The organism is Martinezella sp. CNPSo 3957 (assembly GCF_057784395.1).
The window spans coordinates 39,956-52,547 of sequence record NZ_JBXSOU010000019.1 but is presented as its reverse complement, the minus strand read 5'-3'; the positions used below and the strand labels follow the sequence as shown (position 1 = coordinate 52,547).

Here is a 12,592-nt window from a genome sequence, read left to right as displayed (position 1 = left end):
CCAGATCCTGCCGGAGAATACGCATGCCCTTGACGCTTTCACTCAACACCAACCCGCTTGTCAATCGCTTTGCCGAGCCGGCCGATTTGATCGAAACGGTCGCGGGTGATCTGCGCATCCGCGATCTGCAGCTGACGCACGAATTCATCAATCCGAGCTGGCAGGCGCCGGTCATTCGCCGGCTGACGCGGGATATGCAGGTGGCACTGAAGCGCACCGGCGTTCGCGTAACCTCAGGCATGACCGGTCCCTATGGCCGCCTTAACCATTTCGGCCATCCGGACAGGGATGTTCGTCGCTACTATATCGACTGGTTCAAGACCTTTGCCGATATCACTGCCGATCTCGGCGGTCATTCGGTCGGCACGCAGTTCGCGATCTTCACCTACAAGGATTATGACGATCCGGTCCGCCGCGCGGAATTGATCGAGATCGCAATCGACTGCTGGGGCGAGGTGGCCGAACATGCGCGTGCTGCCGGTCTCTCCCACATCTTCTGGGAGCCGATGAGCATCGGTCGCGAATTCGGCGAGACGATCGAGGCCTGCCTTTCCCTGCAGGACAGGCTGACAAAGGCGCCATTCGCCATTCCAATGTGGATGATGGCCGACATCGATCATGGCGATGTCAGCTCGGCCAATACCGATGACTATGACCCTTACGCCTGGGCGCGCGCCGTGCCGAAGGTTTCGCCGATCATCCATATCAAGCAGAGCCTGATGGACAAGGGAGGGCATCGTCCCTTCACGGCGGAATTCAATGCCAAGGGCCGCATCCAGCCTGAACCTTTGCTCAAGGCTTTCGCGGAAGGTGGTGCCAAGGACAATGAGATCTGCCTGGAATTGTCGTTCAAGGAGCGCGAGCCCAATGATCGTCAGGTTATCGCTCAAATAGCCGAAAGTGTCGCCTTCTGGGCGCCTCATATCGACACGGGCGCTGGTGACTTGCATATCTAGCCGGTGAAGAGCCCGAGTCCTGATTCATCAGGTACCAAATTCTTTCGAGGAGGTGGCCGGATCGGACACTATGGCCGGAGAGAACAGACGAGGGACCATGCATAGAAAAATGAAAGGGAACGGACGATGACGGATGCGGATGCTTCGCTCGCCGTGCGGGCGGCCTGGTTGCACTATGCCGGCGGATTGACGCAGTCCGAAGTGGCGAAACGCCTCGGCGTTCCCTCGGTGAAGGCGCATAGGCTGATTGCGCGCGCGGTTGCCGAAGGCGTCGTCAAGGTAACGATCGACGGCGATATCGTCGAATGTGTCGAGCTTGAAACGGAGCTTTCAGCGCAGTTCGGGCTGCAATATTGCGAGGTCGCACCCGATCTTGGCGAGGAAGGTTTTGAGTTTCGCGCACTCGGCCAGGCGGGTGCCGGCTTCCTGCGTCGTGAAATCGAGAGTGGCAATAATAAAGTCATCGGCCTCGGCCATGGCCGAACGCTCTCTTCCGCCGTCCATCACCTGTCGCGCGTCAGCGCCAAGGATTTACGTTTTGTCTCGCTGCTCGGCGGCCTGACCAGAAATTATGCAGCCAACCCCTATGATGTGATGCATCGCATCGCGGAGAAGACCGGCATGCAGTCGCATGTCATGCCGGTGCCCTTCTTCGCCAATACGCGGGAAGACCGCGATGTGCTGCTTGCGCAGCGCGGCGTAAAGGAAGTCTTTGACCTTGCAAACGGTGCCGATCTCAAGCTTGTGGGTCTCGGCACCGTCGATACCGATGCGCAACTCGTCTTATCGGGCATGGTCGAGCCGAAAGAGATCAAGGAGATCACGGCCGCCGGCGGCGTCGGCGAAATTCTCGGCCATTTCTTCGATGGCGACGGCAATATTCTTGAGACGACGCTGACCTCGCGCACACTGTCTGCCTCCCTGCCGCGCTTCAAGGGTGAGCGGCTGGTCGCGCTCTCGGGCGGATTGCCGAAGGTCGAGGCCATCCGCGCCGTCCTCAAGAGCCACTGTCTCTACGGTTTGATAACGGATGAGAAAACGGCGCGGGCACTCCTAAAGGATGAGATGTGATGCTGCGGCATAAAACAGAAATTCATCTCAATGTAACAGAAGAAATGTTGATTTGTGAGATTTTGATGTTATATCTCCTTTAAGATCCATTTCGAGCCAAAGGCCGGAGTGCAAGGTGAAACGCGAAGAGCGCCAGCAATCGATCATCAATCTGCTCATCGAACACAAGACCGTCGATCTCGACGATCTCGCTGACCGCTTTGTCGTGTCCAAGATGACGATCCACCGCGATCTCGATGACCTCGAACAGGCCGGCGTACTGCGTAAGGTTCGCGGCGGTGCGACGATCGATGCCGGCACGCAGTTCGAAAGCGATTTCCGTTTCCGCGAACGCCAGGGCCATGACGAGAAGCTCGCTATGGCGCGCGCGGCGTTGGAATTCGTCGAGCCCGGCATGACCGTCATGATCAACGATGGGTCGATGGCGGCAGTTTTGGGCGAGATGCTGCTGCAGAAGCGGCCGTTGACGCTGATCACCAACAATGCCGCAATCATCGATCGGATGAAGAACGAAAGCGGCATCACCTTGATAGCGCTCGGCGGCATCTATTCCGCAAAGTTCAATGCATTTCTGGGCGTCGTTACGGAGGAGGCATTGTCGCGGCTGCGGGCCGATATCGCCTTCCTGTCGACGCCGGCCGTTTCCGGCAAGCTTGCCTATCACATGGACGATAACGTCGTGCGCACCAAGCGGGCGATGATCGCATCGGCTGCCAGGAGCTGCCTGCTCGTCAGTCATCAGCGCATCGGCCATACCGCACTGCACGTAATGGCCGCTCTGACCGATTTCGATGCCGTAATCACCGATCACGCGCCTGATGCCGACATCCTCGAGCAATTTCGCCGCGACGGCATCGCTCTTACCATCGCCTCGAACCAGGATATGACATGACAGAGAAGCCTCGCTATTGGATCGGCACGAGCTGGAAGATGAACAAGACGCTTGCCGAGGCCCGCGCCTTCGCCGAGGCCTTGTGTGCCGCCGATGTTCTTCGGGATCCTCGCATCCAGCGCTTTGTCATTCCACCCTTCACGGCCGTGCGCGAGGTCAAGTCGATCCTCTCGGAAAGCTCCGTCAAGGTGGGTGCCCAGAACATGCATTGGGCCGACCAGGGTGCGTGGACGGGGGAAATCTCGCCGTTGATGTTGAAGGATTGCAATCTCGATATCGTCGAGCTCGGCCATTCGGAGCGTCGCGAGTATTTTGGCGAGACCAACGAAACCGTCGGCCTCAAAACAGAGGCGGCCGTCCGTCATGGCTTGATCCCGTTGATTTGCATCGGCGAAACGCTGGCTGATCGTGAAAGCGGCCGTGCAACGGAGATCCTCAGCGAGCAGGTCGTCGGCGCTCTGTCGAAACTCTCGGGCGTGCAGAAACAGGCCGAGATCCTGCTCGCATACGAACCGGTATGGGCGATCGGGGAAAAGGGCATTCCCGCCGAGCCATCCTATGCCGACGCGCGCCAGGCCGAAATCATTGCGGTCGCGCAAAAGGTGCTCGGTCGCAAAATTCCGTGCCTCTACGGCGGATCGGTCAATCCGCAAAACTGTGAAGAACTTATATCCTGCCCGAATGTAGACGGGCTCTTCATCGGCCGCTCCGCCTGGAACGTCGAGGGCTATCTCGACATTCTCGCCAAGTGCGCCGCCAAACTCTGAGGAGATATATCATGAAGCTTGCTATTGCTGGAGACAGCGCCGGCGAAGGCCTCGCCAAGGTTCTCGCCGATCATCTGAAGGAGCGTTTCGAGGTGAGCGAAGTCTCGCGCACTGACGAAGGGCCTGATGCGTTTTACGCCGACCTCGCCGACCGCGTTGCCTCCGGCGTCATCGACGGCACCTATGACAAGGCGATCCTCGTCTGCGGCACCGGCATCGGCGTCTGCATCTCGGCCAACAAGGTGCCGGGTATTCGCGCTGCTCTGACCCATGACACCTATTCGGCGGAGCGCGCAGCGCTCTCGAACAATGCCCAGATCATCACCATGGGTGCCCGCGTCATCGGCACTGAGCTCGCCAAGGCGATCGCTGATGCCTTCCTGGCGCAGACGTTTGACGAGAATGGCCGCTCGGCCGGCAACGTCAAGGCCATCAACGAGGTCGATGCGAAGTACAACGCCCGTTAAGAGCGATTTTGGGAAAGGGCAGGCCGGTTTGTCTGCGCTGCTCGGATGGCTGCCTCCCAGGCTGGATCGAGCCAATATCAGGCGAAGGCACGTGAAGCGCCTTCGCCTGATTATTTTTGTAGGCCTACGACGCGGCCTGTCAGGCAGCGGGGGCCAATGGCTGTGTCGCCTGATGGCGCGCCCAGGCGATACCGTCGTCGAGTGAGGTCGCGCGGTAGGCAAGATCGGTGCCGCCGGAGAATGCCGCCATGAACCGACGTATCTTGCCATAGCTGTTGTCCAGCACCGCATGCGGCCGTCCAAGCAGGATCGAGCAGATGTGGACATGCAGACGGTCCGTGACGATCGCCTGGCCGCGGGAAATCTGGCGTATGCCGCGTCTCAGACGATTATGTGCCGCTGCGTCGAGCTTGCGCAGCCTTATTTCAGCCGGTTTGAGAGCCATGAGAGCCGTTGCCGCGCCGATCGCCTTGGAGATGCGCACACGCTTGGCGGATTCGGTCGTCCAATCCTCTTTCGGAATATCGGGATAGGCGGAGAGATTGGCGTCGCCCACCTTCTCGAGATCGGATCTCAACATGGCAAGCACGGGAAATTCCGGGGCTTCTGGCCGGATTGGGCCGATGCTGAAGGCCATGTCCGGGCAAAGGCGCACCTCGCAATCGAAGTGCTTATGGGCAAACTCTTTCGATTCCTCGTCGCGCACCAGCAATACGAAATGCTTATGACGTCCGATGACGCGGGCGCTTTCCTCTATGCGTGCCTGCGATTTGTAATGGATGGATTGCGGGAACTGGATTACCTGCCGATTGGGAAATCGCTCCAGAACCCGTTCACGAAAGTCCTGATGCGCATCCCAGATGTCGCCGAAATTGCCGCCGCCATGAATGAAGATTGGGCCGGTCGGCATGGTGCGCTCGAGCTGCTCGGGCGAGAAATCGTCGATGCGCGAGACATAGGCCGGCCGCTTGCCGTATCGCCTGTTGAGATAAGCCATTTCGCCGAGCCATATGGCGGAGTCGCCGCAGTTGCGGATGTCGGGAAAGTCGAGGATCGCCAGAGGTTCATCATTGCTGATGTAATCCTTTAGGCAATCGTGGATCATATTGTCCAGTTTGGCGATCAGCTGTTGATTTGATGGTAATGTCATTTCCCCATTCCCCCATTCAGATGACAATCGGTCCGGCCGGTATCGGCCGCGCTTCAGGCAGGCCGAAGTCTCGGCAGCACCTTGCCGAGTATGTTTCGGACCTCCGTTTCCGGGCCGGCCGGCCGCTTCATCAGCGTCCACAGCAGGAGCGTCGAACCGCAATAGAGCAGGCCGCCGAGCAGGATCAGGATTGCGAGATGCGTCACGAGCACGAACTTGTCGTCCGTGTAGGCAAGATGGCTTGAGGCGAGCGAGACGCCCGCCGCCATGATGGCGACGCTTGCGAGTGCCCGAAGGTTCACCGACAATTGCTTTGCAACGGTAATGCCGGTGAAGCGTCGCACGAGCATCATGTTGACGGCCGTGCTGAAAAGGCCCGTGAAGACGCGCCCAGCAATGACCCCCGGAAGGCCATAGAGCATCAGGCCGCCGATCATGATCGGTACGCGCAGGCAGAACATCTGCGTGTCCCGGACGAAGAGCACGCGCGTCTCGCCCTTTGCCATGCCGAGCGGCTGTACGAGCGAGCCCAGCGTCTGCAATGCAAAGACCGAAGCAAGCGACTGGATGATGAAGATGACTGGCGCCCATTTATCGCCGAGCGCCAGCCTGACCAGCGGATCGGCCGTCACGGCAACGCCGATCCCGGCTGGAAGGGCGACTGCCGCGACCAGCGCCTGCACGCGCTGATAGGCGGCGGCTAACCGGCCGGGATCGCTGTGAATACCGGCAAAAGCCGGATAGATTGTCTGCGTGAGCGGAGCGGTCGCCTCCCGCGTCGGCATCATGGCGAGGTTGCTGCCGACCGAATAATAGCCGAGCTGGATGCCGCCGAGCATCTTGCCGACAAGCAGATAGTCGAAGCGCCAGTTGAGCGTGCTGACGATCTGGCCGGCGGTCAGCCAGGCGGAGAAGGAGAAGAACTCCCGCATGTGCTGGAAGGTGATCCTGGGGCGGAAGGGCAGCACGAGATAGGAGACGATGACATTCGTCGCCTGGCTGATCAGCGTGCCGACGATCAGCGCCCAATAGCTTTGATAGATGATGGCGATTGCAACGGAGGCGACGAAGCCGGCGAACTTCTGCGAGACCGCAAGCACGAACTCCTGCCAGAAGATCAGATCGCGCTGTAGCATGATGCGGCGCGGATTCGTCAGACCACCAAGCAGCATGCTGATGCCAAGAGCGAACATGACGCCCGCCAGTCTAGGCTCATTGAAAAGGGCCGCCGCCGGATAGGCAAAGATCGCAAACAGGATGCAGATCGCCAGCCCGCGCGCGGCATTCAGCGTCCAGGCGGCACTGAAATGGGATTCGTCCGGTGCGGCATGACGGATCAGCGCCTCCGAAAGGGAAAGTTCGGTAATGGTCGTGACGATCATCAATATCGTCATGCCAAGGGCGACGACGCCAAAATCGGCGGGCGCCAGATAGCGGGCCAATACGAAGGTGCTGAGCGTTGCAAGTCCGTTCACGATGGTCCGGGACAGGCTTAGCCACATGCTTCCTTTGACGAGCCGTCCAGTGATGCTGCTCATGCGATACTGAAGTCCCACTGCGCTATGATGCGACCTCTTAACCGCACGAATATTCCTTGCCGTAACAGCGTCTTAGCTGCTGCAACGGCTGCACAGGATTATGCAGGATCATATGGTCGCTATGGATGGGGCGGGCCCCGGCGTATGAGCGGGAACTAGTTCAGCGATTCCTTAAGTCAACATTCAAAATTCATTTTCACATCAGTTTTAATTCATTTTCGTATCATTTTCTTCGCGATGCAGCATTTGCCCTTCAGAGGACCAAAATTGGTAAGGTTGCTGCCGAGAAACGCTCCCTCCGCAGGCACGAAGGCTTCGCTTTGGATTGCTGACAGCGCCGGAGGACGCAAAAGCCCGGGCGATGAGAAACCGCCCGGGCTTTCTTGTCTGCCCGTTAAGCCGAAGGGGCTTTATTTGCCGCTTCTGGTCGCGAGCCACCGCTTGAATTCGACATTCGTATCGGTCTGGATGGCGCCGACGCCGGCGTCAACAAGCGTTCCCCATACGCCTTCAGGGTCGCTAAGCGCCCGGCTATCGTTGAAGTCGAGATTGTAGGAGACATCGAGCGTATTGATCCAGAGCCGGATATTTTGGCGTTCCAGTTCCTCGCGCCCGGCTGCGAGATCAGCAATGTCGGTAAATTTCACCTCGATCATCGGCGCCTTGAGCAGTTCGATCATTCGAAGATCCTCGGTAAATTTGCCGGGCCGGACGCGAAACATCGGCATATGCGGGATCGATCCGAACCAATCGGCATCGAGCACGGGGAAAGAGCCGCTTTGCGGCTCGACATCCGACTTGATGATGACGTGATCCTCGGCACCTAGCCGGCGCACCGCGGCAATGACCTGCGGCAATTCACGCGGAAATTTCGTGTCGATATTGACGAAGACGCGCCCGCGCGCCTCCTCCAGTGCCTCTTCGAGCGTGGGGACACGCTCATCCGTCAACGCTGCCATCTCTTCGCCGGCGCCGACACGCAGTCGAGCCTCGCGGATTGTGGCAAAGCTGCTCGCGCCGACCACGCCTTTAGCCGACGTGGTGCGGTCCAGCGTCTTGTCGTGAATGACGACGAGATGGCCATCAGCAGTCGCCTGCGTGTCGATTTCGACGAATTCCACGCCAAGCTCGGCTGCCGCACGGATTGCCGCCAATGAATTTTCGGGAGCTGCCGACCAAAGCCCACGATGGGCAATAGTGAGAATGTTTGGATTGGTCCGGGAGAGGAGGTCGTAGATATCGGTATTGCGGGATAAGGGCGAGGTGGCGGTCTGGCTGTGCATGAGAAGAGCTTTCGTGAGCTGTCGGTTTTCAGGCGGTTCGATGTCGAATGTGAGCACCACTGGCTGTGGTCGACGCGGTGCATTGGCACCGATCGCTGTTATGGTTATTAATACACATAAAGTGTAATATTTGTGACGAGTAGCCGCGAATATATGGGTCCGGATTGTGCCCGGATAGGCGAACGGCTAGGTCGGTACGACAGGATCAGGATTGCAGTCATGGTAGCGCTTGAAAAATTCCCACTGGCAAGCGAAAACGAACGCCTCATCCTTGATATTGTCCGCAGCCGCGAGCCGATCCCGCGCGCGACCATTACGGCCCACACCAACTTAACGCAGCAATCGGTACATCGTCTCGTCGAGGCGCTGATGACTCGCGGCTTGCTTCGCGCCGGTGCGCCAATCAAGGGCGCGCGCGGGCAGCCGAGCCCCACAATCGAATTGGAGCGGCAGGCAGTTTATTCGGTTGGTATTTCCGTCAACACAGATGCCGTGACACTGTCGCTTGCCGATTTCGGCTGCGACATCGTCGATCAGGAGGTGCTGAGTGGCGTGCCCGCCGACCGCAAGGCAATGCTAGCAATCCTCGAGGAAAAACTGGATTCGATCCTGGCGCACCATGAAATATCGCGCGCAAATCTCATTGGACTCGGCTTTGCCATGTCGGGTTTCTTCGTCGGCGATGATCGTCGCTTTAATGCTCCGGAGCCGCTGCGCGACTGGTCTCTGGTCGATCTGCAGCCGGAACTCGAGCATGTGTTCGGAGTTCCGGCCTGGTTGGAAAACAACGCAACGACGGGCGCCATAGGTGAGAGCCTGCGCGGTGTCGGGCGCTGGTGCAAGACCTTTGCATATCTCTCCTTCAACTATGGATTTGGCGGCGGTCTTGTTCTGGAGGGCAGGCCTTATCTGGGCTTCCATGGGAACGCTGGGGAATTCAGCGTCATCTATAATCCGGACGAAGTGCTGCGCCGGCCGGCTTTGCAATATCTCATCGCCACGTTGCGGGAGAGCGGTATCGACATAGGCTCCATCGAGGAACTGAAGCAAAATTTCAACCCTACCTGGCCCGGCGTCGAGAGCTGGCTCTCCGAGACCATGCCGATGCTCGACCGTCTGATCGCCACGCTTGCCGGGGTGATCGATCCGCAGGCCATCGTCTTCGGTGGCCAGCTACCGCCCGAGCTTGGACGAATGATGATCGCGCGCGCCCGCCTGCCGTCGCAGCGCCCGCACCGCTATGGTGCCGCACCGCCAGGACCTCGGCTGGTTCTCAGCGAAACCAAAGGTGATGCCAGCGCGATCGGCGCGGCGCTGCTTCCACTGAAGTTCCGTTACTTTCTGTAGCCATTTCATTTGCTTTGCGCTGCTGCGACTGGATCTAGGGGATTTCAGTTCCGCCTCATCAATGTTTCAGTGTGCTGTCAGAACCTCTTGCTAAGGCACAGCCCGTATTTTCTGGACGACCGTATTGGTGCGCAACACTGCAATCATTGTCGGCAATGGCAAGCTGGAACGCGATATCGCCGGTATCGTAGACGAGGCGCAATTCGTCATGCGTTTCAACGAGCCGGTCCTTTCCGGCGGCATGAGCGGCGAGCGCACCGACATGATCATGCTGGCCGCCTCGAGCAAGATCCTGTATCGGCGGCTTCTCGATCCTGGCTTCATGGATAACGCTGCGCTTAAGGCCGCAAAGGTCTTCATGCTGGCCTACCACCCCGATATCATTCGTAAATATCATCCAAGACCCAACATTTTCCAGCGTCTGCAGGGCCGACGGGCTGACTGGACGATGCAAGCAATCGAGTTACTGGGCAGGGCTGGCAAGGAGATCCGCATCATGCCGCCGCAGACCTATATTGCAGGCTGCGGTGAGCTCGGTATTTCCGGGCGCCGCATGCACAAGGTCTTTCCCAGCACAGGCTTTCTTGGCATCCGTTATGCGCTCGCAAGGTTCCCCGCGTCCGAATGGGACATCAAGCTATGCGGCTTCGGCTGGGAAGGGTGGAAGCGGCATGATTGGCAGAATGAACGAGCCTGGGTCGAAAACAAGATTGCCACTGATCGCGTGAGCCTGATCGCCTGATTAGGCCAAGGTCTTCATTGGTGAAGTTCTGCCGGCCTATTGGCTGTTGTCGCTGCCGAGCAACCCGCGCAGCTCCGGAAGTTTATCATTCACCAGCCAACCATAATAGTTTTCTTCCGGCAGTTTCTTGCCGCCGGAAGCGTCCGCTGCTTGCCGCAGGGCGGCCGCACGGCGGCGCGGCTGACCGACATTGTAAAGCGTTGCCGTCAGGCCGGGGTTGTCGGTGATGTCGAAACCCTCCGCGCGGTAGGCGTCGATGGCATCCTTTACGATGGCGGCGATATAGATCACGCTGCGATCGGGATCCATGATGTCGCGGTAGATCGCCTGCGGATCATCGACGGAAAGCTTCGGCAGGCCGCTCGTCGCATGGACGAGATCGGTGACTTCAAGGGCGGTCAAAGGGCTGATCTGTCCAAGGCCGAAGGTCTGGCCGGCAAAGAAAGGCTGGAAGAAGGCGCGCTGGAAGGTCATGTTTTCGTAAGCGACGCCGTCGATGACCTTGCCTCGGAAACTCTTGTCCCAGGTCTCGTCACGGCATTCCCACAATTCGGCGCTGCCGGTAAAGGCGTCGCAATGGGCGAATTCCGGCTTCTTCAGGAAGGTCTGGACCGTCACGTCCTTATAGGCAAACTTGAAATCGGACTGCGAATAGGCGAGCGCCTTGACGTAATAGGACTTTACCCTGTTGACGATCGTGATGTTGTAGGTGTGCTCGCCGACAAGGGCGCCAACGATGTGAATGGGATCGATCTGGTAGGCCTGTCCGGCCTTCCTGATCGAGGCCATCAAATCCTTGTCGTCGCGAAGCACTCCGACGATCTTCTGGTATTTTTCGTCGTAAGTCGTGTTGAAGGCCTTGGCCCGCAGCACCGAGGTATTGGGTATGGGCGGCTGAACGCTGTTGCGATTGCCCGGCGGTACGCGTACGAGCTCACGCGCGGAAGTGGCATTCGTCAATGCAAGGATAAAAAGGAGACCGAGTGCCGGGAGTATCGACAGGCGTGTTCGCATTCGCAAGCTGACTTTCCAAAATGTACTCCGGCGCGGGGACGATCTTGATACGCGATCGTTATCCGAAGGCAAGAGCGCAAGCTTCTTCCGCCTCGCGAATCACAATAAACTTCGATCAAAGCAGCTTTCGGCTGCAGAGGCATACGGGATATAGCCGTCCAGGGTTGCGTTCCCGTGGTCCAGGCTTTCGAAAGGATGTCGATGCAACATCTCGTGATCGCAGGGAGCATCTTGCTTGCAGCGGCCCCCGGCGAAACCATGCCGACCATGGCGGATGTCCCGGCACTGGCCAAGGCAGCGGTCGCACGGCGCATAGAGGTGCCGCCCTCTGCCATCCATATTCTGACGGCCAAGCCGAGCGAACGAATGCCAGGCTTCGTCGTCTGTGGTCGTGTCGACGCGGCAAGTGCAAATGGCAGCGCCGGTGCAGAAAGCGGAGAACGCTTCTTCGTCGTTATTCCCGGCAATTTTGCCATCCTAGACCAAGACGGCAAAGGTCTGATCGATAGCTATTGGGCTGCCAATCACTGTGAATGAGACGCCAAGGCCTTGCTGATCATGGCAAGCTCTTCAGGTGTGCGACCGGATTCCAGCCGAACCCAATTGTTCGGATCGTTGGCCGTCTGGCGCTTGATGAAGGTATAGCCTGTTCCGCTCCAGTTTTTGACTGCATCGGTGAGATTGTCGAGGATGAGGTCGCCGTCGTTCGTGCGCGCCATCAGGACAAGATGTCCCTCGTTATGGGTGTCGAGGACCACCGTAAGCAGCAGGGCAGACCGTGGCCAGCCTGCTTCGATGAGCAATTTCTTCTTCAGGAGGACATAGTCGTTGCAGTTGCCGGCACCATCGTCGGGATAGGTCCACCAATTGACGATGCCGAGCTTGTAGATGCCGTAATGATCATTGTCGCCGATGCCCTGGATCTCGTGATTGACCAGGCTGTTGATCTGCTGCAGTTGCAGCCGATGATCGCGATCGAGATTGACGAATTCCGTGCTCTTTTGGCCGGCCACGCATTCGGTTGGTTGCGCTTTGCAGAAGTTGATCCAGCCGACGGGTACGCTCGCATCTGTCACCTCGCGCGCAAATTGGTGCGCGTGCGCCGCGGCGGTATTGGCCACGGGCTTTGCCGTCGTTGCCGTCGAAAACAACATGCCGGCGACGAAGAGAAAGCTTGCAGCGACGAGAAGTGAACGCATACTCGGCTCCATGAGTTGGGCTCATGAAATCCGACACGGTCAAATTTATTCAGAAAAAGATTATTCGCATTTTATCGAACCGGTGCTTTTGCCAGGCGCTGCCATCGGCGATACCCGTGCAAGCACCAAATTTATGATTTCCGACTGGTTGCCACGCATGTCGCGA

At 58.5% G+C, this 12,592-nt stretch carries 13 protein-coding genes; 8 read left to right on the top strand and 5 right to left on the bottom strand.

The window, feature by feature from the left end:
* Nucleotides 1-23: 23 nt before the first annotated feature.
* The 5 genes from AC13QE_RS28980 (at nt 24) to derI (ending at nt 4,153) form a co-directional block, all read left to right on the top strand.
* Nucleotides 24-956: a sugar phosphate isomerase/epimerase family protein gene (locus tag AC13QE_RS28980; RefSeq protein WP_488486317.1), complete on the top strand. Its 933-nt coding sequence runs from the start codon at nt 24-26 to the stop codon at nt 954-956.
* A gap of 126 nt (nt 957-1,082) precedes the next feature.
* Nucleotides 1,083-2,027 (top strand): sugar-binding transcriptional regulator, encoded by a 945-nt coding sequence (locus AC13QE_RS28975; protein ID WP_488486316.1) that lies wholly within the window; start codon nt 1,083-1,085, stop codon nt 2,025-2,027.
* A 115-nt stretch (nt 2,028-2,142) separates the two neighbouring features.
* A complete protein-coding gene (locus AC13QE_RS28970; protein WP_488486315.1) occupies nt 2,143-2,919 on the top strand; it encodes a DeoR/GlpR family DNA-binding transcription regulator in 777 nt (258 codons plus the stop codon).
* Nucleotides 2,916-3,686 carry a triose-phosphate isomerase gene (locus tag AC13QE_RS28965; protein WP_488486314.1) on the top strand — a complete coding sequence of 257 codons (771 nt, stop codon included), beginning with the start codon at nt 2,916-2,918 and terminating at the stop codon, nt 3,684-3,686. The genes AC13QE_RS28970 and AC13QE_RS28965 overlap by 4 nt, the downstream gene beginning before the upstream one ends.
* Before the next feature lie 11 nt (nt 3,687-3,697).
* Nucleotides 3,698-4,153, top strand: a complete 456-nt coding sequence (gene derI / locus AC13QE_RS28960; RefSeq protein WP_015343124.1) for a D-erythrulose-4-phosphate isomerase — start codon at nt 3,698-3,700, stop codon at nt 4,151-4,153.
* A 139-nt stretch (nt 4,154-4,292) separates the two neighbouring features.
* Here the strand turns inward: derI and AC13QE_RS28955 are convergent, their stop codons facing one another.
* The 3 genes from AC13QE_RS28955 to AC13QE_RS28945 form a co-directional block, all read right to left on the bottom strand.
* The gene (locus tag AC13QE_RS28955) at nt 4,293-5,303 is read right to left on the bottom strand and encodes a polysaccharide pyruvyl transferase family protein (protein ID WP_488486313.1); all 1,011 of its coding nucleotides are present in this window, start codon (nt 5,301-5,303) and stop codon (nt 4,293-4,295) included.
* A gap of 53 nt (nt 5,304-5,356) precedes the next feature.
* A complete protein-coding gene (locus AC13QE_RS28950) occupies nt 5,357-6,841 on the bottom strand; it encodes a lipopolysaccharide biosynthesis protein (protein ID WP_488486312.1) in 1,485 nt (494 codons plus the stop codon).
* 410 nt (nt 6,842-7,251) lie between these two features.
* Nucleotides 7,252-8,124, bottom strand: coding sequence for a glycerophosphodiester phosphodiesterase family protein (locus AC13QE_RS28945; protein ID WP_488486311.1), 873 nt, complete (start codon nt 8,122-8,124; stop codon nt 7,252-7,254).
* Between the two features lie 219 nt (nt 8,125-8,343).
* On the opposite strand from AC13QE_RS28945, the gene AC13QE_RS28940 reads away from it, so the two are divergent.
* Together AC13QE_RS28940 and AC13QE_RS28935 are read left to right on the top strand one after the other, a co-directional pair.
* Nucleotides 8,344-9,471: an ROK family protein gene (locus AC13QE_RS28940; protein WP_488486310.1), complete on the top strand. Its 1,128-nt coding sequence runs from the start codon at nt 8,344-8,346 to the stop codon at nt 9,469-9,471.
* A 124-nt stretch (nt 9,472-9,595) separates the two neighbouring features.
* A complete protein-coding gene (locus AC13QE_RS28935; protein ID WP_488486309.1) occupies nt 9,596-10,213 on the top strand; it encodes a glycosyltransferase family 29 protein in 618 nt (205 codons plus the stop codon).
* Between the two features lie 36 nt (nt 10,214-10,249).
* Here AC13QE_RS28935 and AC13QE_RS28930 read toward each other — a convergent pair whose 3' ends face one another.
* Entirely contained in the window at nt 10,250-11,227 is a 978-nt protein-coding gene (locus AC13QE_RS28930) for a DUF1402 family protein (protein ID WP_488486351.1), read from the bottom strand.
* Nucleotides 11,228-11,428: 201 nt separating this feature from the next.
* Between AC13QE_RS28930 and AC13QE_RS28925 the strand changes: the two genes are divergently transcribed.
* Complete coding sequence (locus AC13QE_RS28925) at nt 11,429-11,764, top strand: hypothetical protein (protein ID WP_488486308.1); 336 nt, start codon at nt 11,429-11,431, stop codon at nt 11,762-11,764.
* On the opposite strand, the gene AC13QE_RS28920 is transcribed toward AC13QE_RS28925, so the two are convergent.
* Nucleotides 11,752-12,426, bottom strand: coding sequence for a transglutaminase-like cysteine peptidase (locus AC13QE_RS28920; RefSeq protein ID WP_488486307.1), 675 nt, complete (start codon nt 12,424-12,426; stop codon nt 11,752-11,754). The genes AC13QE_RS28925 and AC13QE_RS28920 overlap by 13 nt on opposite strands.
* Nucleotides 12,427-12,592 lie beyond the last annotated feature (166 nt).

Excerpts from the sequence above, each read along its gene's own strand:
- AC13QE_RS28980 (WP_488486317.1), top strand. The coding sequence starts at position 24 with ATGCCCTTGACGCTTTCACTCAACACCAACCCGCTTGTCAATCGCTTT.
- AC13QE_RS28975 (WP_488486316.1), top strand. The coding sequence starts at position 1,083 with ATGACGGATGCGGATGCTTCGCTCGCCGTGCGGGCGGCCTGGTTGCAC.
- AC13QE_RS28965 (WP_488486314.1), top strand. The coding sequence starts at position 2,916 with ATGACAGAGAAGCCTCGCTATTGGATCGGCACGAGCTGGAAGATGAAC.
- derI (WP_015343124.1), top strand. The coding sequence starts at position 3,698 with ATGAAGCTTGCTATTGCTGGAGACAGCGCCGGCGAAGGCCTCGCCAAG.
- AC13QE_RS28955 (WP_488486313.1), bottom strand. The coding sequence starts at position 5,303 with ATGACATTACCATCAAATCAACAGCTGATCGCCAAACTGGACAATATG.
- AC13QE_RS28950 (WP_488486312.1), bottom strand. The coding sequence starts at position 6,841 with ATGAGCAGCATCACTGGACGGCTCGTCAAAGGAAGCATGTGGCTAAGC.
- AC13QE_RS28945 (WP_488486311.1), bottom strand. The coding sequence starts at position 8,124 with ATGCACAGCCAGACCGCCACCTCGCCCTTATCCCGCAATACCGATATC.
- AC13QE_RS28940 (WP_488486310.1), top strand. The coding sequence starts at position 8,344 with ATGGTAGCGCTTGAAAAATTCCCACTGGCAAGCGAAAACGAACGCCTC.
- AC13QE_RS28930 (WP_488486351.1), bottom strand. The coding sequence starts at position 11,227 with ATGCGAACACGCCTGTCGATACTCCCGGCACTCGGTCTCCTTTTTATC.
- AC13QE_RS28925 (WP_488486308.1), top strand. The coding sequence starts at position 11,429 with ATGCAACATCTCGTGATCGCAGGGAGCATCTTGCTTGCAGCGGCCCCC.
- AC13QE_RS28920 (WP_488486307.1), bottom strand. The coding sequence starts at position 12,426 with ATGCGTTCACTTCTCGTCGCTGCAAGCTTTCTCTTCGTCGCCGGCATG.